Below are 26,044 nucleotides of genomic sequence, written 5' to 3' on the forward strand. Positions count from 1 at the left end.
GGGAACGCAGCACAACGTCGTGCCCGACACCTGCCGTTTCGTGGTCGACGTCCGCACGACGGACGCCTACACGAACGAACAGACGGTCGAACTCCTGCGCGCGGCGCTCCGCTCTCAAGCCGTTCCCCGCTCGACGCGCATCCGCGCCTCGGCGCTCGATGCCGCACATCCGCTGGCACGGGCGGCCGCCGCAGCCGGACGCAAAAGCTATGTATCGCCCACGACCTCGGACATGGCGCTGATGCCGTTTCCCTCGCTCAAAATGGGCCCCGGGCAATCCTCGCGCTCGCACACGGCCGACGAATACGTGCTCCTGTCGGAAATCGAAGAGGGAATCGGCATTTATGAAAATTTTATAAAGCAATTGGCAGCAAGCATCTGACCCGGTTTTCCGGTATGGAAATTTCCACCCCGGGAAGTACCCGGACGGGCCGGCAAATACGGCGGTGCCCCCGGGCCTTCACCGTCCGGAGTAAAGGACAGCGAAAAAACGAAACGAACAAAAAAAGATAAGAGATACCCTATGGCAACGAAACTTTGGGACAAGGGCTTCGAACCCGACAAGATGATCGAAGAATACACCGTGGGCGACGACCGCGAGTTGGATATGCGGCTGGCGAAATACGACGTCCAGGGCTCGCTGGCACACATCGCCATGCTCGAGAAAATCGGACTGCTGACCGCCGCCGAACTGGAAGTGCTGACCGCCGGGCTGCGGGAAATCGCCGACGAAATCGAAGCCGGACGCTTCGAAATCGAACCCGGCACCGAGGATGTCCACTCGCAGGTCGAACTGATGCTCACGCGCCGCCTGGGCGAGGCCGGCAAGAAAATCCATTCGGGACGCTCGCGCAACGACCAGGTGCTGGTCGACCTCAAACTCTTCCTGCGCGACGAACTGCGGCAGACCGCCGAAGCCGTAAAGGCCCTTTTCGACCGCCTGCAAAGCTTGAGCGAGCAGTACAAAGGGGTGCTGATGCCGGGGTACACCCACCTGCAAATCGCCATGCCCTCGTCGTTCGGGCTGTGGTTCGGCGCCTATGCCGAAACCCTGGTGGACGACATGCGGCTCGTCGCGGCAGCGTGGCACATCGCCAACCAGAATCCGCTGGGATCGGCCGCAGGGTACGGCTCGTCGTTCCCGCTCGACCGTGAGATGACCACGCGCCTGATGGGCTTCGAAGCGCTGCACTACAATGTCGTGGCGGCGCAGATGAGCCGCGGCAAGAGCGAGCGCGCCGCCGCCAACGCCATTGCCGCCGTAGCGGCGACGGTGGGACGCATGGCGATGGACGTCTGCCTCTTCATGAGCCAGAATTTCGGCTTCGTATCGCTGCCCGACAACCTCACCACCGGCTCGAGCATCATGCCCCACAAGAAAAACCCCGACGTTTTCGAAATCATGCGGGGCCGCTGCAACCGCCTGCAGTCGGTGCCCAACGAAATCGCACTGCTCACGGCGAACCTGCCCATAGGCTACCACCGCGACATGCAGCTGCTCAAGGACATCCTTTTCCCGGCGACGACCGAGCTCAAACGCACGCTGACGATGTGCGACTTCATGCTCGCGCACCTGAAAGTCAACACCGGCATCCTCGACGACCGGAAATACGACTACCTCTTCACGGTCGAGGACGTCAACCGCCTCGTGCTGCAGGGCGTACCGTTCCGCGAAGCCTACAGACAAATCGGCATGGCCGTACAGCGCGGCCAATACCGTCCCACACGCGAGGTGCACCACACCCACGCGGGCAGCATCGGCAACCTCTGCTCGGCGGAAATCCGCCAGAAGATGCAGCGGGTGCTGGAGGAGTTCGAATAGCTCTCCCGAAGGGTTGTCCGTGCGGAATATTTTCATAACTTTGTTTGAGTCAAACCAAAAAACGGACAGCATTATGAAACGGATAACCGGTATACTGTGGCTGCTGCTGGGCCTCGCCGCGACGGCCGGCGCCGCCCCGGGGCCGGAGAAAGTAAAAACCGCCGTCGAGAAAGTGACCCTGTTCATCGACGGGGCGCAGGTGACGCGCACCAAACAGCTCGACCTGCCGGCCGGCAGCTCCACCGTCGTCTTCACCGGCCTTTCGCCCTACCTCGACGACAAGAGCCTGCAGGTAAGCGCCAAAGGCAAGTTCACCGTAACGGCCGTCAACCGCCTGTTCAACTATACCGACAGCCTGGAACGTACGGCGAAACAGCAGGCGCTGGAGCAGGAGCTCCTCAAGACGCGGCGACAGCAGAAAAAGCTGAAAGCCTCGCGCGAGGTGCTCGAAGCCGAATACCAACTGCTGAAAACCAACTGCTCGGTAGGCAACCGGAACGTCGCCACCCCGCTGGCGGCCATCAAGGAGCTGAACGAGTACTACACGGCCCGGCTGCAGGAACTCTCGCAGAAAACACTCGCAATGGACGAGCAGGCGGAAACCCTGAACAAAAGCGAACAGCGACTTATGCGGGAACTGGCGCAGCTCGGGGGCAAACGGCCCGACCCGGTGAGCGAAGTGGAGGTGCGCATCGAGGCCCCGGCGGCCTGCAAGGGAGCGTTCACGCTGATTTACTACGTCCGCAACGCCGGCTGGTTCCCCTCCTACGACGTCCGCTCCGGCGGACTCACGGAACCCGTGGAAATCTCCTACAAGGCCAACATCACCCAGCATACCGGGGAAGAGTGGAAAAACGTGGCGCTCACGCTCTCCTCGTCGAATCCCAACACCGGAAATATCGCCCCGCAGCTGCAAACCTACTGGCTCGACTACGGCCTTGCGGCCCCCCGCTACGACCTCAACATAACAGGCAACACCGTCTCGGGAACGGTTTTCGACGAGCAGCGCGAGCCGCTCGCCGGGGCGACCGTCATGATACCCGGCACCACCGTCGGCACCGGCACCGATGTCAACGGCCGCTACTCCATCACCATCCCCAACGGGGCCGGCAGCCTCCAGTACAGTTTCATCGGCTTCGAGACGCAGACCCGGGACATTACAGGCAACGTCATGAACGTAACGCTGCGGGAATCGACCGCGGCGCTGGACGAAGTCGTCGTCACGGGATACGGACGGCAGAAAGCGGCGGCATTTGCCGGCGCCGCGCCCGCACAGGCACAGGCAGAGTACATCGCCGAAGAGAGCGACAGCGAGGTGATGGAGGTGGAGCAGGCGCAGAGCCGCCTGGGCTACGAATTCGAAATCAGGCAGCCCTACACCATTCCCTCCGACGGCAAAACCGTAACGGCTGAAATCGGGCGTTTCCGGATTCCGGCCCACTACACCTACCGGAGCACCCCGAAAATCGACAGGGACGCTTTCCTGACGGCGGAGGCCACCGACTGGGAGAAACTCAACCTGCTGGAGGGCGAAGCCAACGTCTATTTCGAAAACACGTTCGTCGGCAAGAGCATCCTCTCTCCCGGGCAGGCCAGCGATACGCTCCGCTTCTCGCTGGGGCGCGACCGGAGCATCCGCATCGAGCGCACCAAGGAAGGCGACTACGTGTCGCGCAAGTTCATGGGCTCGAACCAAACACAGACCATGGCCTGGAAAATCACCGTCCGCAACACCCACTCCGAACCGGTCGCAGTGACGCTCTGCGATCAGCTGCCCGTGTCGCGCAACAGCACCATCACGGTTACCGAGGAGGAGTTGAGCGGCGGTCAGGTGGATAAAAACAGCGGAATCGTCACCTGGAAACTGAACCTCAAACCCGGAGAGCAGCGCGAACTGCGGCTCCGCTACGGGGTGAAATACCCCAAAGGACGGGGGCTGACGATCGAATAAGCACGGCCGATTTACGGGCAACGAACAGAGGGCGGAAAGTTTCCGCCCTCTGTTCGTTTGCACCTCTTCAGCGGCACCGCGAACCGTCCGGGCCGGATTAAGCCCGGAACGAAAAAGTCCCGCAACCGGCCCTTTGCAGCGCGGACATGCAGCCTGAAAAATACGGCTCGGCCCCGGACAGCAGGTTACAAGCGTACGCCTTTTTACCGTATCGTTTTCGCCTTGGCGGACGACTTTCGGCATGCGGAATTACATTCCGAAACTCCCCGCCTCCACCGTTATTTTATCAACATCACCTGCAACGGCAGCAATCCGGGCACAACAGGCAGCTAATTTTTCGAAAAACAGGTCTTTTTATCCATAAATTATTGTTAAAATACCGTAAAAATTTATTAAATTAGGTCTGGTATAAAAATAATTAGAAAAAATTAGCTATTGATTTGGTTTTCTCAAGAGAATAATCTAATTTTGAATCATAACATAGCATGTTATTTTTGAAACAGATATGAAACACATACGAAACATATACGAAATGGTTTTTACATAGGACTGCAACAACGGACAGCCCGGCGGAATTCAGCCCGGCCCATCCGCAACACAGAAAACAAACAGTTATCAACTGTCAACAACAAATTCGTCGGCAGTTACCTATTTATTATAAAACAAGATTTCAACATGAAAAACGGAATAAACTACCTGTTACTCGTACTCGCAGCCGTTTCGCTATGCATCGCCTGCAGCAGTAAGGACGAAGGAAGCCCGGCGGACAACTTCGACGTACGGTTCGATCTTCCGACATTAATCAACGCAGCCAAAGGCGGAGAGTACACCTTCACCGTGCCCGAGGGGGGGGGGAATTCGCCGTTAACAACTGATTCATTCATACTGGAGTCGGAAACAGGCATATCCTACGTCTGCTCCATCGTTAAAACCTCTTCCCGAAGCTTCACCGTACGCCTGGCCGCCGAATGCGAAACCGGCTATTACAAGGTCTTCATCAAAAGGGACACACGCAAGAAATCGTACGGAAGAACCTACCTGAAAATAGTCGAAGACATCGGCTTCACACCGGATGAAGGCACAACGGTCTACGGTGTCGTTTCGTCTGCCGGCAGCGGCGTGCCGAATGTCGTGGTGTCCGACGGCGCGGAAGTGACCGTAACGGACGAAAGGGGCATCTACCAGCTCAAATCCGCCAAGAAATGGGGATATGTCTTTATCTCCGTTCCGAGCGGTTACGAAGTGCCTTCCGACGGAGTGCTTCCCAAATTCCACGACGACCTGAAAGGCGGCCGCGACGTCGTCGAACGGGTGGATTTCTCGCTCGTAAAGATAAACCAGGACGCTTACAAAATCTTCATGCTCGGCGACATGCACCTCGCCAACCGCACGAGCGACAGCCGACAATTCAGCGAATTCACATCCGACCTGACCGCTTACATGGGCCGCCACAGCGGGGAGCGGATGTACGCCATCACCCTCGGGGACATGACGTGGGACCTGTACTGGTACTCGAACAAATTCTATTTCCCCGAATACCTGAGCGCCATCAACGCACAGGTCAAGGGCCTGCAGATATTCCATACCATGGGCAACCATGACAACGATTACAAAACCACGTCGGATTTCGACGCGGCAACTACGTATGTGAATTACATCGCCCCCACCTATTATTCCTTCAATATCGGCAAAGTCCATTACGTCGTTCTGGACGACATCGACTGCAGCAATTACGACGGGACCGATTCCCGCGATTACGACAAGCGCCTCTCCACGGAACAGTTGAACTGGCTCGCAAAAGATCTGGCGTACGTGGACAAGGCTACGCCGCTGGTCATCACGACCCATGCGCAGATATTCTACCCCTCGGGCGTTTCCGGATTCAAAATCGACCACGACGTGGCGAACACCACCAGCCTTTTCAATATTCTGGACGGCTATAAGGTGCATTTCGTAACGGGACACACCCACATGATTTTCAATGTGACGCCCGACGCCCCGATCGTGGGCGGCCGCGGTTTCCACGAACACAACTCCGGCTCGGTATGCGCTTCCTGGTGGTGGTCGGGGCACCTTACGCCCGGCGTCCATATCAGCATCGACGGAACCCCCGGAGGCTACGCCGTGTGGGACGTATCCGGCACCGATTTCAAATGGACATACAAATCCACCGGCTGGCCGGAGGATTACCAGTTCCGCAGCTACGACCTGAACAACGTGCATTTCTCGATGGCCGACGTTCCGCTGATGCCCTCGTCCGTTCCTGCCTCCGTCAAGAACGCCTACCTGCAATATGTCGACGCCTATCCGGCGAACTCCCGCAACGAGGTGCTGATAAACATCTGGAACTGGAGCTCGGACTGGACACTGAAGGTCACCACGGAAACCGGCAGCGAACTCACGCCCACGCAGGTCGAAGCCTACGATCCGCTCCATATCGCCGCACTCTCCGTCAAGCGGTTCAACAACGATAAACTCACATCAACGCCGTCGTTCATCACCAAGAAATTCACGCATTTCTTCAAAGTGAAGGCGCCCGACGCCGATACCGACCTGGTAATTACCGTCACGGACGAATTCGGAAATACATGGACTGAAAACATGCAGCGCCCGAAAGCGTTCTCGACAGATGCGTATAAACGCCAGTAACATCCTGTAACACATCAACCTTCTACTTTTTACTAACTTACAAACACAGACTTATGAGAGTATTTAGACCATTGGTTCTATCTCTGTTTCTGATGGTGGGAGGGGGTATCTTCACCCTCGCAGCCCAGAATCGGGTGGTATCCGGGAAAGTCCTCGATGCCCAACAACAACCTCTCGTGGGAGTAGCCGTCCTGGTCGACGGTACGACCAAAGGAATCACGACCGCAGAAGACGGCGGCTTCACACTCCGGGTTCCGGCGGGGGCAGTTGTCCTGAATGTATCCAGCCTGGGGTACCTGCCCCAGAAAGTGACGGTTCCCGCAACCAAGGAGAACGTCACCGTCTACCTGCAGGAAGACGCCATCCAACTCGACGAAGCGGTGGTCATCGGCTACGGTACGCAGAAGCGGGTCAACCTCACCGGCGCCGTGGCGACCGTGGGGAGCAAAGACCTCGAAAACCGCGTCGCCCACTCCCTGACCAACATGCTCCAGGGTTCCGTGGCGGGTCTTAACATCACGACCTCTTCGGGTAAACCCGGCAGCTCGCCCGCCATCAACGTGCGCGGCGTGACCTCCATCAACGGTGCCGACCCGCTCGTGCTTATCGACGGCGCCGTCGGCGACCTCAACCGCGTCAACCCGAACGACGTCGAGTCCATCTCGGTCATCAAGGATGCCGCTGCAGCAGCCGTTTACGGTGCGCGCGCGGCATTCGGTGTCATCCTGGTCACCACGAAAACCGGTTCGGCCAAAGACGGCAAGGCGACGGTTCGTTACAGCGGCCGTTTCGGCTGGGAGGAATCGACCACCTCGACCGACTACGAGAACCGCGGTTACTGGTCGGTCTACACGGTCAACAAATTCTGGCAGTCCGACTCCGGCACGAATTACGTGGACTACACCGACCACGACATGCAGCAGCTTCTGGCGCGTGTAAACGACCGCAAAGAGAATCCCGACCGTCCGTGGGTCGTCGAAGAGGTGCGCAACGGCCGCAAGCAGTGGGTCTACTACGGCAACTACGACTGGTGGGACATGCTTTTCCGTGAAAAACGCCCGGTTCAGCAGCACAGCATCTCCATCAGCGGCGGCACGAAAGACATCAAGTACATGGTTTCGGGTGCTTACGACCGCCAGGAAGGTATCCAGCGTGCGATTCCCGACGTATACAACAAATACAACCTGCGCTCGAAAATCGACTTCCGGATCAACAAATGGGCGACCATGTCCAACAACACGTCGTTCTTCAGTTCGAAATACACCTCCCTGGGCGACGGCAGCATCGACAATACCCTGGGTTACCTCTCCAATCACGCGTTGGCCAACTTCCCGATGAAGAACCCCGACGGCTCGTGGCTCTACGGCACCCCGTACCTGAATTACAAAGTGGGTAACGGCCGTCATATCATGCTCAACGAGGGCACGCACCGCAACGTCGACCGTACGAGCGACTTCTCGAACACCACGCGCCTGGTCATCACGCCGGTCAAGACATTGAGCATTACCGGCGACTTCACCTACCGGCTGTACCAGGCCCGCAACACGAGCCGCAGTTCCGCCATGTATTACCGCGAGTATCCCGATGCCGAGCTCGCCGCTTACGCCACCGGCGCCGGCGAAAACCAGCTCGACGAAGCGGTCAACACGCGCAACTACTACTCTGCCAACGCCTTTGCCAACTACGACGAAACGTTCGCCGACGCGCATCACCTCTCGGGTACGTTCGGATTCAACTACGAAACCTGGGCCAGCAAGAATGTTTCGGCCTGGGGCCGCAACCTCTCCTCGGTTGATTTGGACGACCTGGATCTCGTAGGCCAGAACGAGAAGGGCGAAACCCTGACAGGCGTCGGCGGCGGCCAGAACGAATACGCCCTGATGGGCTTCTTCGGCCGTATCAACTACGATTACAAGGGCCGTTACCTGGTCGAAGTCAGCGGTCGTTACGACGGTACTTCGCGTTTCGCCGACGGACACCGCTGGGGCTGGTTCCCCTCCGGTTCGGTCGGATGGCGCATCTCGGAAGAGCCTTTCTTCGAACCGGCCCGCAGCGTCGTGGACAACCTGAAGTTGAGGGCCTCTTTCGGCAGCCTGGGCAACCAGAACGTCTCCTCCTATTACACCTATATGCGGTTGGTATCGATCAAGGATTTCGCAGGCTATACTTTCGGCGAGGGCGGAACGATGGGCAAGTACTCCTCGCTGGGGGCGCCCATAGCCTCCGACCTGACGTGGGAAACGTCCCAGCAATGGAACCTCGGCCTCGATTTGGCCATGTTCAACAACCGGCTGAACCTGACCGGCGACCTCTATATCCGCGATACGAAAGACATGCTCACCGACGGTGTCGCTCTACCGGGCGTCTACGGAGCCGATCCCCCGCAGATGAATGCGGCCGACCTGCGGACGAAGGGATACGAGCTTTCGGTGAACTGGCGTGACCAGTTCCAACTCGCCAACAAGCCGTTCGAATACAGCATCGGATTCAACATCAGCGACTACAAGAGCGTAATCACCAAATACGACAACCGGGAAAAATCGCTTGCCAAAGACTACTACGTAGGCATGGAAATCGGCGAAATCTGGGGCTTCACCACCGACGGGTTCTTCAAGACCACCGAAGAGGCGCAGGCTTATGCCCGGGAGGTGGATTTGAGCTACAGCAACTCCCGCCTGACCGGCGGCTGGCAGGCCGGCGACCTCAAGTTCCTCGACCGCGACGGCAACGGCATCTGGGGAATCGGCAGCAACACCGTCGACGATCCGGGCGACCGCAAGATTCTGGGCAACTCGCTTCCCACGCTCTCCTACGGTATCAACGCCAGCATCCGCTGGTACGGCTTCGACGCTTCGGTCTTCTTCCAGGGAACCGGCAACCATTATTGGTATCCTACCGGACGTTCGATGCCGTTCTGGGGCTGCTACTCCTATCCTTACCTCACGTTCCTGCCCAAAGATTTCCTCGGCAAGGTATGGTCGGAAGACAACCCCGACTCCTATTTCCCGCGGGCCCGCGCCTACTCTTCGACAGGAGGTTATCTGAGCAAGGTAAACGACCACTACCTGCAGAATATCCGTTACCTGCGCCTGAAGAACCTGACTGTCGGCTACACAATCCCCGCCACCCTCACGAAAAAGGCCGGTATCGACCAAATCCGCATCTATTTCTCGGGCGAGAACCTCTGCTACTGGTCGCCGATCAAGAAAAACTCCAAATATGTCGATCCCGAGGCAGCCATCTCCAGAAGCACGGAGCAATACAACCAAGCTTATTATCCGTGGGCCAAGACATTCATGTTCGGTATAGACATCACTTTCTAACATTAAGCTACGATCAAAATGAAGCGATTAACCATATTAGCCATTACACTGTCCGTAGGATTGTCGGCCTGCACGGCACTCGACAAGGCGCCGTTGTCTAAAATATCGCAATACGATTATTTCAAGAACGAAACCGACCTCCAGCTCTTTACCAATCCGTTCTACAACAACCTGCTGGATAAGAATCCCTACGACGACCAGAGCGACCTTATCGTCAACCAGACCCTCTCCGACCTGATACTGGGAGGCAACAAGCGAACTGTCCCCAACTCCGGGGGCGGATGGTCCTGGACCGACCTGCGCCGTATGAATACCCTTTTGAAGTATTCCGACCAATGTGCAAACAAAGATGCCGTTGCCAAGTACAACGCGCTGACGAAATTCTTCCGGGCTTTCTTCTATTTCGAAAAGGTGAAACGGTTCGGCGACGTCCCCTGGTACGACCAGGAACTCGGTTCGACCGATGCCGCGCTCCAGAATCCGCGCGATTCGCGCGAACTGATCATGACCAAGATGATCGAAGACGTCGACGAAGCCATCGCCACCCTCACGCCCAACGTAAGCACCTACCGTGTAAACAGGTGGGCAGCCCTGGCGCTGAAAGCGCAGTTCTGCCTCTACGAAGGCACCTACCGCAAGTACCACGGACTCACCATCGAGGGACACGACTACACGTATTACCTCGACCTGGCAGCCAAAGCAGCCAGGGAGCTGATCGACGACGGCCCGTATAAACTCTACAAGACCGGCAATCCGGAGAAAGACTACCTGACGCTCTTCGCACAGGAAGACGCCAGCCAGGACGAATACATCCTCGCCATCAAGTTCGATTACGGGCTGGGCATCTACCACAACGCCACGGCATTTACGCTGGTACCGACCCAGGGCCGTCCGGGATACACCAAAAAGATGATAAACATGTACCTGATGAAAGACGGTACGGCTTTCACGGATCGCACGGACGGATGGCAGACGCTGTCGTTCAACGACGAAATGAAAGACCGCGACCCGCGCCTGGCCCAGAGCGTCCGCACCCCGGGATATACGCGAATCGGCAAAACCGATGTGCTCGCACCCGATTTCGGGGTCAGCGTCACCGGATACCAGCCCATCAAGTTCGTCCAGGATCCCACGGCTTCCGGCGGCAATGTCGACCGCAACGACCGCTCGACCTGCGACATCCCGGTTTACCGCTATGCGGAGGTGCTCCTGAACTATGCCGAAGCCAAGGCGGAGCTCGGAACGCTGACGCAGGATGACCTCGAAATCTCCGTGAACAAAATCAGAGAGCGGGCGGGCATGCCGGATCTCGACATGGCCAAAGCCAATGCAAATCCCGACCGTTACCTCTCTTCTGCCGAATACGGATATACGAACGTTACCGGCAATAACAAAGGCGTCATCCTCGAAATCCGCAGGGAGCGTGCAGTCGAGCTGATGCAGGAAGGTTTCCGTTTCGACGACCTGGTTCGCTGGAAAGCAGGCTACTGCATCGACCAGGAGCTGCTCGGCATGTATTTCAAGGGGCCCGGTGAGTACGACCTCTCGGGCAACGGCAAAACCGACCTGATTCTCTACGAGAACGGCACCGAAAAGCCGAAAGCCGGCGACGGCGTCCAGGTGTATGAGCTGGGCAAGGAAATTTTCCTTACCGGAGGAACCCGGGGCTACCTGAACTATCACAAGGATATCACGCGCACCAAGTTTAACGAAGAGCGGGATTACCTCTATCCCATTCCCATCAACGAGCGTTCGCTCAACAAGAACCTCACGCAGAATCCGGGATGGAACGACGGACTCAATTTCTAACAGGGAAATTACATAAAACCAAACAATTATGAGATATTTGAAAAATATATGCGCAGCCTCGGTTCTGATAGCGGCCCTGTGTTCTTTCTGGAGTTGCGACAAGGATGAGAATACGCTCTCGGAGGCTGTCTTGGCAAGTGCCGGCACATTGAATTTCGAAGCCGAAGGAGCTGCGGAAAAGCTTATCACCATCTACGCCGACGCCGACTGGGTGACGGAAGTCCCCGACTGGGTGACGGTCACCCCCTCGTCGGGAACCGGCGTAATGGACGTAACGATCTCGGTGTCCGACAACATGCGCGACGGAGCGGAGGACAACCCCCGAAAAGCGCCCGTCGTATTCAAGGGCCGGACACTTGCAAGCCGCGCCGAAGTGCTCATCATCCAGAACGGGGATAAATACCGGGATGTCAAGGAGTACACGGTCGGTGAGCTCGATGCCCTGGCAAACGAAACGGTCGTGTCCGTTCCGAATGTAACCGTAATGGCCGTTACGACCGAAGGGTTCGTCGTAACCGACGAGCAAAAGACCGGTACGATCTATATCCTCAACAAAACAGCGGTGAACATCGGGGACAAGATTTCGATTATGGGAACCAAATCCACCGATACGCAGTCGCTCTCGATCGTGGATTGCGACATCCTGACCGTCGTTTCGACGGGAGGAACGGTAACGTATCCCGAGCCGGAAGATATAACCGACAAAATCGACTCTTTCAAATCCGACTCGAGAGAATTCATCGAGGTAAGCGGCATTTTGAACGGCAGCAACATCTCCGTCGAAGGCGCCAAATTCTCCGTGAACGTCACGGACGCCCCCGCATCGCTGGGGATTGCCGCCCTGAACGGCCACAAGGTGACTGTCAAAGGTTATTTCGCAGGATTGGCCGCACCCGTAATCAAAATCATGGCTACCGAGATCATAGATCGCGGCGCAATTAAGATAATCTACTACTCGGAGGATTTCGAGTGGCTCGATCCGTGGGCAGAGGCTGGCGGCGTCGGCAAGACGGTCGAAACGGACGATCTCGATGCAAAGGCTACGGCGCTCACCTCCTTGAGCATTGCGGTCGAGGGCACACCGGTGACGGCATTCGATGCCATCGAGGCACGCGGTTACAAACTGATTTACGACAAGAACGACAACAAACGCATCTACCTCCAGCGCAACTACCTCAAGTTCGGCAAGACCGGCAACCACGCAGGTATCATCCTGCCCCCGATGACCAAGGTTCCCGACAACACCAACGTGAAACTCTCGTTCGACTGGTGCGGAATGCGACAGGGTTCCGGTAAAATCGACCCCGTCAATCTAATCGTCATCGTCGAGAACGGCGAAAACAAAGCCCAGTTCGACATTCCCGAACTGGGCTGGGAAGACGGCCACAAACTCGAATGGGTTCGCGCCGAAGTAGACCTGACGGGTGTTACGGTCAACAAGGATACGAAAATCACCATTACACAGACGCAGTGGGAGGTTTCGACGGCCAACCGCTGGTTCCTCGACAATATCGAATTGATCAAAGCGGAATAAGCGTCCCCTCGTAAAACGGAGCAGCCGTTAACCATTCGGGTTAACGGCTGCTTTTTTGCGGGAACGCCTGCCCCGGCAGGATTCCGGCCACACACGGGCTTATGCACTTGTCCCGCACCAAAGCACAAAAAAACGAGGCATCGGTTTTGAACCGACGCCTCGCCTGATATTACATTAGCATATGCATTCCATCCGAAAGGGAGGAGCAGCGACGTTCCCCGTGCCGGGGCCGCCGGAGCCCTGTTCTTTCCGCCTCCCGGAGCGGACGTACAATCACGCCGCAGTCCGGCCGGATGCACGCAACAGGCCCTTGTCGTCCGGAAACTATTTGATGCGCTCGTAGTACTCGCGGGTGCGGGTATCCACACGAATCTTGTCGCCCGTGTTGATGAACAGGGGCACGCGAACCGTTGCGCCGGTGTTGACCGTAGCGGGTTTGAGCGAGTTGGTCGAAGCGGTATCGCCCTTGATGCCCGGCTCGGTATAGGTCACCTCCATGTCCACAATCGGGGGAAGTTCGGCCGAAAGCACGGTTTCCTTCTCGGTGTGGAACATCACCTCGACGATCTGGCCGTCGGCCATCAGGTCGTAGTTCGTAATCAGGGCCTTGTCGATATTAATCTCCTCGAACGTTTCGGTGTGCATGAAGTGGGCGCCCAGGTCGTCCTCGTAGGTAAACTGGTAGGGACGGCGCTCCACGCGCACGGGTTCGATTTTCGCTCCTGCCGAGAACGTGTTGTCGAGCACGCGGCCGGATTCGAGGTTCTTGAGTTTGGTACGCACGAAAGCGGGGCCTTTGCCCGGTTTCACATGCTGGAAATCCACGATTTGGAAGGTCTTGCCATCCAATTCGATGCACATACCGATTTTGATGTCAGCTGTAGTTGCCATAAGGTATTGTTTTGAATTGATTTTTTCGCGGTCGCAAAGTTACAAAAAAAATCCGTAAATTCCTATTCGCCCCATTCATAGCACGGTACATCGACGCCGAGCAGCGCCACGGCGCGGTCGGCAACGGTGCCGCACAGCGCCCCGATATCCTGCGGCGCGGCATAAAACGACGGGCTCGCAGGCAGAATCACGGCCCCGGCCTCGGTCAGGGTCGTCATGTTGCGCAGGTGGATGAGCGACAGGGGTGTTTCGCGCACGACGAACACCAGCCGCCGCCGCTCCTTGAGCATCACGTCGGCGGCCCGCTCGATCAGGCTCTGCGCCGTTCCCGCAGCCACCCGTCCCACGGTGCCGACCGTCGAGGGAACGATTACCATGGCGTCGTAGCGCGCCGAACCGCTGGCCGGAGGGGCGAAAAGGTCGTCGTTGGCAAAAGTCCGGATACGCGCATCTTCGGGCAGGACGACCCGTTCGTGCGCCATCACCTCGCGGGCACGGGCGCTGCACACGAGGGCGATTTCCGACACTTCGGGCGCCGCGAGCAGCCGTTCGAGCGTCAGGCGGGCGTACAGGGCACCGCTGGCGGCGGTTATGGCGACGACGACTTTCATGTCAGAATTCGATGGATTTGCATTTGAGCCCCATCTGCCTGATTTTCTCCAGGGTGCGGGGCAGGGCGTAGCGCATGTTGCGAAACGCCTTTTCGCTGTCGTGGAACACCACGATGGCACCCGGCGCGAGGTATTTGGTCACGTTGCGCAGGCATGTGCGGGGCGAAAGGTTGCGGTTGTAGTCACGCGAGATGATGTCCCACATCACCAGCTTGTAACGCTGCCCCAGGAAACGCGCCTGCGCCGGGGTGATACGCGCATAGGGAGGCCGGAACAGCTCGCTGTGAATGAGGTCATTGGCGAAATCCACATCCTCGGTGTAGCGTTCGAGGCTCATCCCCCACCCCTTCTGGTGCGAATAGGTGTGGTTGCCGACCCGGTGTCCCGCGTCGAGGATGCGCCGGTAGAGGTCGGGATACATCTCGACGTTCTTGCCCAGCACGAAAAACGTGGCTTTGGCATCGTACTTGTCCAGCGTGGAGAGTATCCACTCCGTAACGCCGGGCGTGGGCCCGTCGTCGAACGTAAGGAACACGCCGTCCCGGTCGTCTATTTCCCAGATCAGGTCCGGCATCAGGCGCCGGATTATTTTCGGTGGCTTTAAACGCATGGCTTCTTATTCCAGGCAAAAATAGTGAAAATCCGCGCTTTTCCGAAAAATATAACTATATTTGTAGTAGATTCAATTTCAGACCGGTTATGAAAACTATCCTCCGTATAGCCTTGTTTGCCGCCCTCCTCGCAACGATGACGGGCTGCGACGCGTTCAATTCGCTGACCAAATCGCGTTCCCAGACTTCGCTGGGCTCCCCTTACGAACTGATCGTCGTTTGTCCCCAGCAGGAGTGGACGGGCGAGCTGGGCGATACGCTGCGCGCGGTATTCACCGCCCCGATACCCTACCTGAACCAGACCGAACCGCTGTTCGACATACTGCGCGTCAACGAACGGGGTTTCACCGACATGGTCATCAAGCACCGCAACATCCTCAAGGTGGTCAAAGACCCTGCGCTCGCCGAAGCAGGCGTGACCGTGCAGTATAACGTGAAAGCCGAACCGCAAATCGTACTGACCCTTCAGGGGCCCAACGACAAGTCGCTCACGGCATTCCTTTCGGCCAACCGGGAAAACATCGTGCACGTGCTCGAAAAAGCCGAGCGCGACCGCGCCGTCAAATACGCCGAAAAATACAACGAACAGAATATCCGCCAAGCGATAAAGGACACGTTCGGGGTCGACATGACCGTACCGAAAGGCTACGTGCTGGCCACCAACGACAAGGACTTCCTCTGGGCCCGCTACGAATACCCGAGCGCCAGCCAGGGATTCTTCATCTACTCCTATCCGTACAAGGGCAAGGAGTCGCTTTCGCCCGGGGCGCTGCTCGCCGCCCGCAACAAGTTCGCAGCCCGCATCCCCGGCCCGTCGGACGGCTCGTACATGACCACCTCCGACGTGATCGAACCCGACTACCGCATGTTCCGCATGGAGGGACGCCTGTGGTGCGAGATGCGCGGGTTCTGGGACGTGCACGGCGACTTCATGGGCGGCCCGTTCGTCAGCTACACGACCGTCGACACGGCAACCAACCGTGTTTTCACGCTCGACTGCTACATCTACTCCCCGAAAAACCACAAACGCAACTACATGCGCGGCGTCGAGCACCTGCTCTACCTGGTGAAATTCCCGCCGCAGGCGCAGCAGCAATAACGACGCTCCCGCCCGACGGCGGCCCGAGCCCAAGAAGAAACCCGTATGCAGCAAATCCTGACATACTTCTTTCTGGTTGTCTACTCGGTCACGATTCTCGGCATCATCCTGGTCATCATCACCGACAACCGGAACCCGCTGAAGACCCTGCCGTGGATTATCGTGCTGGTGCTGGCACCCGTCGTGGGGCTCGTTTTCTATTTCTTCTTCGGACAGAACCTCTCGAAACAGCGCATCATCTCGCGCCGCACGCGCAAGCGGATTACCATGCAGCTGGAGGAGTCCGAGCACACCGGCGGGCCGGAAATCCCGCCCCGCTACCGGCCGCTCGCCTCGCTGCTGCTCAAGACCCTGCACTCCGCACCGCTCTACGGCAGCCGTATCGAAGTCTATACCGACGGGCAATCGAAGATGGAGGCGCTGATGGCCGAAATCGCCCGCGCCAGGCACCACATCCACATCCAGTACTACATTTTCAGCGACGACGAAACGGGCTGCCGGCTGCGTGACGCGCTCGTGGCAAAGGCCCGCGAGGGAGTCGAGGTGCGCATCCTCTACGACGACGTGGGCAGCAACAGCACAAAAAAAGCCTTTTTCAACGGCATGCGCAGCGAGGGAATCGAAGTATACGCATTCCTGCACGTCAAGTTTCCGCTCTTCACCAGCAAGGTCAACTACCGCAACCACCGCAAAATCGTCGTCATCGACGGCCGCACAGGGTTCATCGGCGGCATGAACATCGCCGACCGCTATGTCCGCGGCACCAAATGGGGCATCTGGCGCGACACCCATTTCCGTATCGAGGGCAGCGGCGCCGCAGGCCTGCAGGCCTCGTTCTTGAGCGACTGGTCGGCGACCACCAAAGAGCATATTTCCGGCGCGGCATACTATCCCCCGGCCGAACGATTCACGGACAACATCCTGCAAATCGCCCCCAGCGGGCCGTTCGGAAAATGGCGGGCACTGCTCCAGGCCGACAGCTACGCCATTGCCCGCGCCCGGCAGCGGGTTTGGATACAAACACCCTACTACCTGCCCTCGGACGTGCTGAACACGGCGTTGCAGGAGGCGGCGCTCGCGGGAATCGACGTATTGCTGATGCTGCCGGCCCGCTCCGATTCGAAAATCGTCGACCTGGCGAGCCACTCGTACCTCGACGACATGATGAAGGCCGGGGTGAAAATCGCCTTCTACACCCCGGGATTCCTGCATTCCAAACTACTGGTTATCGACGATATGCTGTCGGTAATCGGCTCGGCAAACATGGACTTCCGCAGCTTCGAGCACAATTTCGAGGTCAACGCATTCGTCTACGACCGTGAATTCGCAGCCCGCATGGCGGCCGTTTTCGAGGAAGACCTGACGCACTGCCACATGCTCACCGCGGCCGAGTGGTTCAAGCGCCCGCGGGGCCGCCGCGTGGCCGAATCGTTCATGCGGGTATTCTCGCCGCTGCTGTAAGCAGGACTCCGCAGCCGGCCGCGCCCCGGCAGCAAAAACGCCCGGTTCCCCTAAAGCCACGCCGGCCCGAAAACCATCCGGCGCCCTCCCCTGCGCAGGCAAATCGGCCATGCAATCCGGAAAATCCATCCACCGATACCGCCGACACGGCCCGGCGGCCAGCCGGCGAAACGCCCCGAAGCCCACGGGCAAAACGGCCCGGCGGCCACCGGCAAAAAAAAGCAGGTTCGACGAACCTGCTTTTCGCGCGTACTGCAAGGCGGTCGTGCATATCCGCGGACTGCAACTACCTCCTCCCGAATCGTCGGCACTCCGAAACAGATACGGACAGGCCTACGGCCTTGCCGGAACCGTTCGATTCGACCTGCAGAAACAGCCCTCCAAATGGTCGTCAACAAATCCGGCAGCCTGCAAAAAAGCATAACATATCGTCGAACCGAAGAATTTGAAGCCCCGTTTCTTCATGTCTTTGCTCATGGCGTCCGATTCGGGAGATGTGGAGGGAATCTGGCTCAAACTGGTGAAATGGTTGACGACAGGCTTCCGGTCGGGAAAGAACGACAAGGTGTAGTCGTAGAAGCTGCCGAACTCCTCCTGAACAGCCATAAACAGTTTTGCGTTCCGTATCGTGCTGTCGATTTTCAGCCGGTTTCTAACGATTCCCTCGAATTGCATCAACCGCCCGACCTCGTCCGCTGTCATTTGCGCCACTCGCTCCACCTGAAAATGATGAAAGGCTTCCCGGTACCCCTCCCGTTTCCGGAGCACGGTAATCCAGGACAGTCCGGCCTGGGCACTTTCGAGCACCAGAAACTCGAACAGGGTCCGGTCATCGGTAACGGGTTTGCCCCATTCCTCGTCGTGGTATCTGACGTATAATTCGTCCGTTCCGGCCCAGCCGCAACGCGCATTTATCAGGTCTTTCATTTTTTTAATGTCGAGTTTCGAAATTATTCGCAAGCGGCCCGGGAAATCTGCCGGGCGGACGTCATCCCATCCCGGTGTCCCGGAGCGTAACGCCTTTCCCCGTTCGAAGCACCCGGGCCAGGGAGCCCGTTCCCGCCAGCGTCTTACGGTATGCGGCCGATTGCACAGAGATACCGCACCCGCCACCGCACCGACGCAAAGCAACGGATTTTTTCATACGAGGGGTCCGGGTCAAATATCCACAATCCCGTTGCGGATGGCGTACACCACCAGCGAAGCGGTATTCTTGCAGCCCGTTTTTTCGAGGATGTTGGCGCGGTGCTTGTCCACCGTGCGTTTCGAAATAAAGAGTTCGTCGGCAATCTCCTGGTTGGACAGCCCGCGGCATACGGCTACCAGTATTTCGAGCTCGCGGGCCGAAAGCTCCTCGTCGGGCACGTCGTCGCGCGTCCGCATGCGCCCCGTCAGCGACGACAGGAGCTGCGGACTGAAATAACTGCCGCCCGCCATGACCGTATCGACGGCCTCGACCACGTCGCCGATGTCGGAGTCCTTGAGCAGGAATCCCCGGGCACCGGCCTGTACCATGCGCGTGTAGTAACTCTCCTCGCCGAACATCGAAAGGGTGATGATGCGCAAATCGGGACGCCGCGCCAGCGCCCGTTCGGTCGTCTGGGCCCCGTCGATGCCGGGCATGGCGAAATCCATGAAGACCACGTCGGCCTCCAGTCCGGGCAGCATGGCGAGAAACTCCTCGCCGCTGGCCGCCTCGCCCACGACGCGACAACCGGCACAATGCTCCAGCAGCCCCCGCAGTCCGTTGCGGAAGAGCGAATGGTCGTCTACAAGTACTATCCTGCGTTCCATATCATTTCCTGTTGCGGCGGCGTTTCTGCGGCGCCGGCTCCTCCTGCGTATTCACGCGAATCGCGGCGCGCATCCCCTTGCCCCTGGCACTGGAGATGTCGAACGTGCCGCCCAGCGAATTGATGCGCGAAGAGATGTTCGAAAGCCCCATGCCGCAGTCCATCATGGCCTGCGGGTTGAACCCCCGGCCGTTGTCCGTATAGTCGAGCGCCAGTTCGGGACCGTTCTGCGACAGCGACAGGTTAATCGACGTACAGGCGGCGTGTTTGAGCGAATTGTTAATCAGCTCGCAAATCACACGGTAGAGAATCACCTCGATGTCCGTATCGTAACGCTCCGTACGCAGGTTGGTCGTGAAACGAATCTTCACGTCGTGCATCGCAGCACTCTTGTCGATGAAGTTCTGCACGCCCCGCGCCAGGCCGAAATCGTTGAGCACATGGGGCGAGAGGTTGTTCGAAATCTCGCGCAGCGAACGGATTGCCTCGTCGATTACATAGGTCGTATTGTCGATGATTTCCCGCTGTTCGGGACTGCGCTCCTCGCGCGCCAGGGCCGAAAGCGACATCCGCGCCGACGAGAGCAGCGGCCCCAGGCCGTCGTGCAGCTCTTTCGAGAAGCGCGAGCGGGCTTTCTCCTCGGTGCGGAGCACGGCCGTGAGAATCCGCTTGTTGAGCAACTGCCGCTGGCGGTTCAGGCGATCGATGTATTTGAAAAGCTTGTGGGCATACATCACGCCTATCGACAGGCAGATCGAAATCACGATTCCCAGGTAGGCGAACCACCACCGCGGGACATACTGACCGCTGGCCATCAGCAGCTGCACGAACCGCTCGACGGAGAGCAGCGAGAAACCCACGATGAAGAGAATCCACACCGAGTTGTACTTGGTGGCCCGCACCAACTTGAGGGCGTAGGCCGTCGCGACGGTCTGGATAACTATCGCAAGGACGAGCAGGATTTTAATCAGCATAGGCTTTCCGTTTTTTTGGAAGACAACGCCGGGTGCATCGGCAAATTCGTCCGGCCGTGCCGGGGCGCGCCTGTCCGAGCCGGAGTTTGTCTACGGCAAATATAGTATTATTTCAGCACTTTGGCAAGTGCCGCGAGCTGACGGTAGTCCGTCAAATCGACCTGCACCGGCACCACCGAAACATAGCCGTGCGACAGGGCCCATTCGTCGGTATCCTCGGCCTCCGGCTCCCCGTTGACGAACGCCCCGGTAAGCCAGAAATACTCACGGCCGCGGGGGTCTTCGTGGCGGTAGAACTCTTCGCGCCAGAAACCGCGGTTCTGGCGGCAGAGGCGGATGCCGTGCAGCTCGCCGGGTTTGCCCACGGGAACGTTCACATTGAGGCACAGCGGCAGCTCGATATCGTTTTCGAGCACGCTGCGCACTATCTGCTTCCCATACGCCACCGACGCCTCGAAATCGGCGTCTTCGCTGTGGTCGTCCAGCGACAGCCCGACCGAGGGACAACCGTAGAAACTGCCCTCGATGGCCGCACCCATCGTTCCCGAGTAGAGCACGTTGACCGCCGAATTGGAACCGTGGTTGATGCCCGAAATCACCAAGTCGACGCGCTCTTCGCGCAGCAGGTAGTCGAAGGCCATCTTCACGCAGTCGACCGGCGTGCCGGAAAAGGAGTAGACCTCCAGTCCCTCCTCCTTGCGCACGCAGTTCAGGTAAAGGGGATTGTACATCGTGATGGCCTGGCTCATGCCGCTCTGGGTGGTTTCGGGCGCCACGACCACCACCCGGCCGAAACCGCGCGCCACCGCGACGGCGGCGGCCAGCCCTTTCGAATCGTAGCCGTCGTCATTGGTTACGAGTATCAGTCTTTCTTCTTTCATAGTCGGTGTTTTGCCCACAAAGATAGCAATAAATCACGCACCGAAAAGATATTTTTATGCCACACGTGTGCCGAATGAAAAAAACTTCGTATATTTGCACTCCCTTACGGGGCGTATATCAACCTCTTTCATTGGGTGCTGCGCTTTTTGCAGGAGGCCGAAGCAGCGCAAGCCGCAGAAGCCGGAATGCGGGATTACGGGTCAGGGTATCCGTATGGCAGGCGGGCACAGCGGGAATGTTGGATGCGAAACACATTAAATTGTTGCAACAATGAACAAAGACGCAATCATCAAGCTCGTCAACGAGCAGATGTGGGCAAAGACGGATGCAGACATTCCGTCGTTCAAGGCCGGTGACACGATCACCGTATCCTACAAAATCATCGAGGGTAACAAGGAGCGCGTGCAGAGTTTCCGCGGCGTGGTTATCCAGATCAAAGGTTCGGGCAAGACCAAGATGTTCACGATCCGTAAGATTTCGAACGGCGTGGGCGTCGAACGTATCTTCCCGCTCTACTCTCCCCACATCGACAAGATCGAGGTCAACAAGGTCGGCGTCGTACGTCGCGCACGCATCTACTACCTGCGCGACCTGACCGGCAAGAAGGCCCGTATCAAGGAGAAGCGTATGACCAGCGCGGACAAGAAATAATCCGGGCAGTCAGCAAGAAAAACAGGATGTCGGCAACGGCATCCTGTTTTTTTTACGTCCGGGGCCGCAGTTTTCCCGCGCTCCGGGCCTCCTGCCCGCCACAATCAGAATTTCCGCCCGCGCATTCCGTCCCGCCGCGCAAAACCCGCCGCGCCCCGCCGCACACGGCACACACGGCACACACGGCATCCGGCCGCCGTCTTTCCCTTGCCGGCACACGATATCCGAATTTAAGAAACAGGTTACGTGTCCCCGGCACAAAACAAATCCCGGCACCCTCGATGAGTGCCGGGATTTTATGAAATCCGTGCTGCCGATTATTCCTGCACGGGAATGTCCTTGTTGACGTTCTTCGAGCCGATAAGCGCGTAGAAGAGCATGTATGCCAGACCTGCGACAATCACCCAGTAGCTGGAGAGATACCCTGCGAAGTCAGCCACGCCACCCTGAATCAGCGGAAGGATACCGCCGCCGCAAACCATCACCATGAAGATACCCGAACCCATCGAGGTGTATTTGCCGAGGCCTTCGACCGCGAGGTTGAAAATCGTACCCCACATCACCGAGGTGCAGAGGCCGCAGAGCGTAAAGAAAATCACGCCGACGGGCACCTCGACCATGCCGAACCCGGTTCCGGTGAAGACGGGCATCGCGCCCATCACGTCCGTCGGGGCGAAGATACCTACAATCACGAAGACCAGCGCCAGCGAAGCGACGAACGACAGCTGTACCTTGCTCGAAATCTTGCCGCCCAGCACGCCGCCCAGCAGACGGCCGCACATCATCAGGAACCAATAGGTGCCCACCAGCGAACCGGCCGCAGCCGCAGCCATGCCCACGCCGCTCGTCGAAGCGTCGGGCGCCGCCGTGAGGAAGAGGTTCATGAAGTTGGGAATGCCGACCTCGACGCCCACATAGATGAAAATGGCTACCGTACCCAGCAGGAAGTGACGGAACGAAAGGGCGCTGTGCTTGTCCTTGACCTCGGCTTTCTTCTCCTGAATGGCGAACGGCTCGGGGATATTGACCATATAGAGCACGACGAATACCACGGCGAAGATGCCCATGGCAATCCACAATGCGGGAGCCGCGTCGCTGATCGTGGCATTGGCCGCGTTACCCATCAGGTAACCTACCAGCACCGGAACGATCGTCGCGGAAATCGAGTTGAGCGAACCACCGAACTGAATCAGCTGGTTGCCCTTCTTACCGCCGCCGCCGAGCGTGTTGAGCATCGGGTTGACAACGGTATTGAGCATACACATCGAGAAACCCGACACGAATGCGCCGATCAGGTAGATCGGGAAGCTGCCGGCCTCACCCGAGAGATACTGGATACCCACACCGACGAACCCGATTGCCACGGCCGCCAGCGCTGTTTTCTTGTATCCGATGCGCTTGAGCATCAAACCCGCCGGAATACCCATCACCGCATAGGCGATGAAGTTGGCGAAGTTACCCAGCTGCGACATCCAGTTCGCCACGGCGAACTGGTTCTTGACAATCACGCCCAGCGGATTCGAGAGCCCGGTCACGAATGAAATCATTGCGAAGAGCAAGAACATCATGATGATGGGCAGTGTGTAGTTTTTTTTCTGTTCCATACTAATTTATCTGAATTTAGGTTAATGAGTTTCCGTTATCTGTCCCGCTCGGAAATGTAGGTGCAGAGGTTCGCCAGCGCCGTACGGTAGTCCGAGGGCTCGTATTCGGCGAGCATCTCCACGGCCCGCGTGACATAGCTGCGCATCACCTCGGCCGCAAAGGCCAGTCCGCCCTCGTTTTCGACAATCTGCTGCAGGTACTCCACCGACCGCTCGTCGTCGTGGCAGCAGGCCAGCCGCCCGAGCAACTCGGCGCGGCGCTCGGAGCCCGCCATGTCCAGCACGGCCAGCAGCGGCAGGGTGATTTTCCCCTCGCGCAGGTCGTTGTTGGCGGGTTTGCCCGTATGCGCCGTATGCGTGTAATCGAGGATGTCGTCCTGTATCTGGAACGCCATGCCCACCGCTTCGCCGAAACGGCGCATCAGCGCCACTTTCTCCCGCGGAGCGCCTACGGCCATCGCCCCGGCCGACGCGCTGATTCCGATCAGGCAGGCCGTTTTCTTATAAATAATGTCGAGGTACGCCTGCCGCGTCATGGTGCGTTTCTCAGCACAGTCGCTCTGCAGCACTTCGCCCTCGCACAGCGCCGCCATCGAGCCGCAGACATGCGTCACCAAATCGTACTGGCCGCTCGCCAGCCCGATATTCATGTTGCGCGCGAGGATGAAATCGCCGAGTATCACCGCCTTGTGCGACTGCCAGCGGGCATTCGCCGAGGGTTTCCCGCGCCGCGTGTCGGCTTCGTCGATTACGTCGTCATGAATTAGCGACGCCACGTGCACCATCTCCACGAGCATGGCGGCCAGGTGTACCCTGCGGCCGCCGGCCGCGCCCGTAACTGGCGAATTCATGGCGGCCGAAAGCAGCACCAGCAGCGGCCGTATACCCTTGCCGCGCGACGACAGGGCGTAGCGCAGCATATCGGAGAGCAGCTCCCCCTCGGCCGTAAACTGGCGGTCGACAAATTCGTCGAACGCCTCCAGTTCCGCAGTTACGGGTTTGCGGATCATATCGAGTGTTATCATATAACCTTGTTTTGCGGCAACGGACGCAACATCGCCCGGCAGCCAACCTTTCGTCCCGAAGATTTCCCGCACGCCGGGTCGCCGCATATCTTTGGCAAAGATAATGATTTTTCGCAATCGCGCCGCGTGAAGTAAATGTTTTTTCGTACCTTTGGCAATCGGTTAACGACTGGAAATATGGATTCTCCGAAAACAATCATACGCCGGCTGCTGCCGGCAGCGGCGGCCCTTGCACTCTTTTTCGTGGTGAGCGCCGCCTATTTCGCCCCGCAATTCCGGGGCGAGGTGCTGCCCCAGCACGACGTCGTGCAATACGAGGGTATGTCCCGGGACATCACCGAGATGCGCAAAGCCACGGGCGAAGATCCCCAGTGGACGGGCGGCATGTTCGGCGGCATGCCCGCCTACCTGATCAACGTGGCCTACCCGGCGCAAATCGTCAAGAACACCGTGGGCCGGGTGGTGAAAGTCATCGACACCCCTGCGGCGTTCCTCTTCTTCGCCATGACGGCCATGTGGCTGATGCTGCTGATTTTCGGCGTCAACCCGTGGGTGGGCATCGTCGCGGCGCTGGCCTACGGACTTTCGACCTATTTCCTGCTCATTATCGGCGCGGGCCACATCACCAAGATGTGGGCGCTGGTCTACGCCCCGCTGATGATGGGCGGCGCATGGATGACCCTGCGGGGCAACATGTGGGCCGGCGGGGCGCTCACGGCGCTCACGGCCTCGCTCGAAATCGGAGCCAACCACCCCCAGATTACCTACTACTTCCTCGTGGCGATGGCCGCATTCTGGATCAGCGAGGGAATCGCGGCGTTGCGCGGAAAATACCTCAAGGAGTTCTCGAAACGCACGGCGGTGCTCGCCGCGGCGGGCATCCTGGCCGTGGGGTCGAACTTCTCGCCCCTGTGGTATACGGCCGCGCATTCGAAAGAAACCATGCGCGGCGGCTCCGAGCTCGCCTCGACCGCCGAAGCTTCGCAAAACGGACTGGCCCTCGACTACGCCACGGCGTGGAGCTACGGCCGCACCGAAACCTTCAACCTGCTGATTCCCGACTTCATGGGCCGCGAATCGGGCACGACGTTCTCGCCCGACGGCGAAGTCGCCGCCGTGCTGAACGACTACGGCCTGCGGGGCGCAGCGCAGCAGCTTCCCGCCTACTGGGGCACACAGCCCTACACCGGGGGCCCGACCTACCTGGGCGCGGCGGCCCTCTTCCTCGCCGCGCTGGGCATCGCCCTGGCCCGGGGGCGCAACAAATGGTGGATCGTAGCGGTTTCGGTGCTGATGCTCCTGCTGGCATGGGGCCGCAACCTGATGTGGTTCACCGAGCTGGCTTTCGACCTGC

The 26,044-nt window shown here is 58.5% G+C and carries 19 protein-coding genes and 1 pseudogene; 11 read left to right on the plus strand and 9 right to left on the minus strand.

All coding sequences use genetic code 11. The features are described from left to right. The 7 genes from QZT71_RS08585 to QZT71_RS08615 form a co-directional block, all read left to right on the plus strand. On the plus strand, nt 1–382 hold a 382-nt coding region (locus QZT71_RS08585; RefSeq protein WP_295915137.1), incomplete at its 5' end, for a M20/M25/M40 family metallo-hydrolase. 141 nt (nt 383–523) lie between these two features. Next, nucleotides 524–1,822, plus strand: a complete 1,299-nt coding sequence (gene argH, locus QZT71_RS08590) for an argininosuccinate lyase (RefSeq protein WP_295915139.1) — start codon at nt 524–526, stop codon at nt 1,820–1,822. 73 nt (nt 1,823–1,895) lie between these two features. Further along, entirely contained in the window at nt 1,896–3,773 is a 1,878-nt protein-coding gene (locus QZT71_RS08595) for a mucoidy inhibitor MuiA family protein (protein WP_295915142.1), read from the plus strand. 675 nt (nt 3,774–4,448) lie between these two features. Next, nucleotides 4,449–6,422, plus strand: a complete 1,974-nt coding sequence (locus tag QZT71_RS08600; RefSeq protein WP_295915146.1) for a calcineurin-like phosphoesterase family protein — start codon at nt 4,449–4,451, stop codon at nt 6,420–6,422. A gap of 53 nt (nt 6,423–6,475) precedes the next feature. Continuing rightward, nucleotides 6,476–9,745, plus strand: a complete 3,270-nt coding sequence (locus tag QZT71_RS08605) for a TonB-dependent receptor (RefSeq protein WP_295915148.1) — start codon at nt 6,476–6,478, stop codon at nt 9,743–9,745. Between the two features lie 18 nt (nt 9,746–9,763). Next, on the plus strand, nt 9,764–11,554 hold the full coding sequence (locus QZT71_RS08610; protein ID WP_295915150.1) for a RagB/SusD family nutrient uptake outer membrane protein: 1,791 nt from the start codon (nt 9,764–9,766) through the stop codon (nt 11,552–11,554). 28 nt (nt 11,555–11,582) lie between these two features. Next, the gene (locus QZT71_RS08615) at nt 11,583–13,088 is read left to right on the plus strand and encodes a BACON domain-containing protein (protein WP_295915151.1); all 1,506 of its coding nucleotides are present in this window, start codon (nt 11,583–11,585) and stop codon (nt 13,086–13,088) included. A gap of 324 nt (nt 13,089–13,412) precedes the next feature. Here the strand turns inward: QZT71_RS08615 and efp are convergent, their stop codons facing one another. The 3 genes from efp to QZT71_RS08630 form a co-directional block, all read right to left on the minus strand. Next, complete coding sequence (gene efp, locus QZT71_RS08620) at nt 13,413–13,979, minus strand: elongation factor P (RefSeq protein WP_295915153.1); 567 nt, start codon at nt 13,977–13,979, stop codon at nt 13,413–13,415. A 62-nt stretch (nt 13,980–14,041) separates the two neighbouring features. Then, entirely contained in the window at nt 14,042–14,590 is a 549-nt protein-coding gene (locus QZT71_RS08625; protein WP_295915155.1) for a UbiX family flavin prenyltransferase, read from the minus strand. Between the two features lies 1 nt (nt 14,591). Continuing rightward, complete coding sequence (locus QZT71_RS08630) at nt 14,592–15,164, minus strand: polysaccharide deacetylase family protein (RefSeq protein ID WP_295915156.1); 573 nt, start codon at nt 15,162–15,164, stop codon at nt 14,592–14,594. 125 nt (nt 15,165–15,289) lie between these two features. On the opposite strand from QZT71_RS08630, the gene QZT71_RS08635 reads away from it, so the two are divergent. Both QZT71_RS08635 and cls read left to right on the plus strand, forming a co-directional pair. After that, nucleotides 15,290–16,300, plus strand: coding sequence for a DUF4837 family protein (locus QZT71_RS08635; RefSeq protein WP_295915159.1), 1,011 nt, complete (start codon nt 15,290–15,292; stop codon nt 16,298–16,300). Between the two features lie 45 nt (nt 16,301–16,345). Then, nucleotides 16,346–17,761, plus strand: a complete 1,416-nt coding sequence (gene cls / locus QZT71_RS08640; protein WP_295915163.1) for a cardiolipin synthase — start codon at nt 16,346–16,348, stop codon at nt 17,759–17,761. Between the two features lie 333 nt (nt 17,762–18,094). Here the strand turns inward: cls and QZT71_RS08645 are convergent, their stop codons facing one another. From QZT71_RS08645 to surE, 4 genes are all read right to left on the minus strand, one after another. After that, nucleotides 18,095–18,688: a DNA-3-methyladenine glycosylase I gene (locus QZT71_RS08645; RefSeq protein WP_295915165.1), complete on the minus strand. Its 594-nt coding sequence runs from the start codon at nt 18,686–18,688 to the stop codon at nt 18,095–18,097. 231 nt (nt 18,689–18,919) lie between these two features. After that, complete coding sequence (locus QZT71_RS08650) at nt 18,920–19,555, minus strand: response regulator transcription factor (protein ID WP_295915167.1); 636 nt, start codon at nt 19,553–19,555, stop codon at nt 18,920–18,922. Nucleotide 19,556: 1 nt separating this feature from the next. Then, the gene (locus QZT71_RS08655) at nt 19,557–20,528 is read right to left on the minus strand and encodes an ATP-binding protein (protein ID WP_295915168.1); all 972 of its coding nucleotides are present in this window, start codon (nt 20,526–20,528) and stop codon (nt 19,557–19,559) included. Between the two features lie 107 nt (nt 20,529–20,635). Continuing rightward, nucleotides 20,636–21,409, minus strand: coding sequence for a 5'/3'-nucleotidase SurE (surE, locus tag QZT71_RS08660; protein ID WP_295915170.1), 774 nt, complete (start codon nt 21,407–21,409; stop codon nt 20,636–20,638). Nucleotides 21,410–21,680: 271 nt separating this feature from the next. Here surE and rplS point away from each other — a divergent pair, with 271 nt between their 5' ends. Next, on the plus strand, nt 21,681–22,061 hold the full coding sequence (rplS, locus tag QZT71_RS08665) for a 50S ribosomal protein L19 (protein WP_295915172.1): 381 nt from the start codon (nt 21,681–21,683) through the stop codon (nt 22,059–22,061). A 317-nt stretch (nt 22,062–22,378) separates the two neighbouring features. Here the strand turns inward: rplS and QZT71_RS08670 are convergent, their stop codons facing one another. Both QZT71_RS08670 and QZT71_RS08675 read right to left on the minus strand, forming a co-directional pair. Further along, a complete protein-coding gene (locus QZT71_RS08670; protein ID WP_295915175.1) occupies nt 22,379–23,665 on the minus strand; it encodes an MFS transporter in 1,287 nt (428 codons plus the stop codon). 35 nt (nt 23,666–23,700) lie between these two features. Next, on the minus strand, nt 23,701–24,690 hold the full coding sequence (locus QZT71_RS08675) for a polyprenyl synthetase family protein (protein ID WP_295915178.1): 990 nt from the start codon (nt 24,688–24,690) through the stop codon (nt 23,701–23,703). Between the two features lie 177 nt (nt 24,691–24,867). Here QZT71_RS08675 and QZT71_RS08680 point away from each other — a divergent pair. Further along, nucleotides 24,868–26,044 (plus strand): annotated as a pseudogene (locus QZT71_RS08680) (hypothetical protein); the annotation flags it as partial.

The organism is uncultured Alistipes sp., from assembly GCF_902388705.1.
GTDB lineage: Bacteria > Bacteroidota > Bacteroidia > Bacteroidales > Rikenellaceae > Alistipes.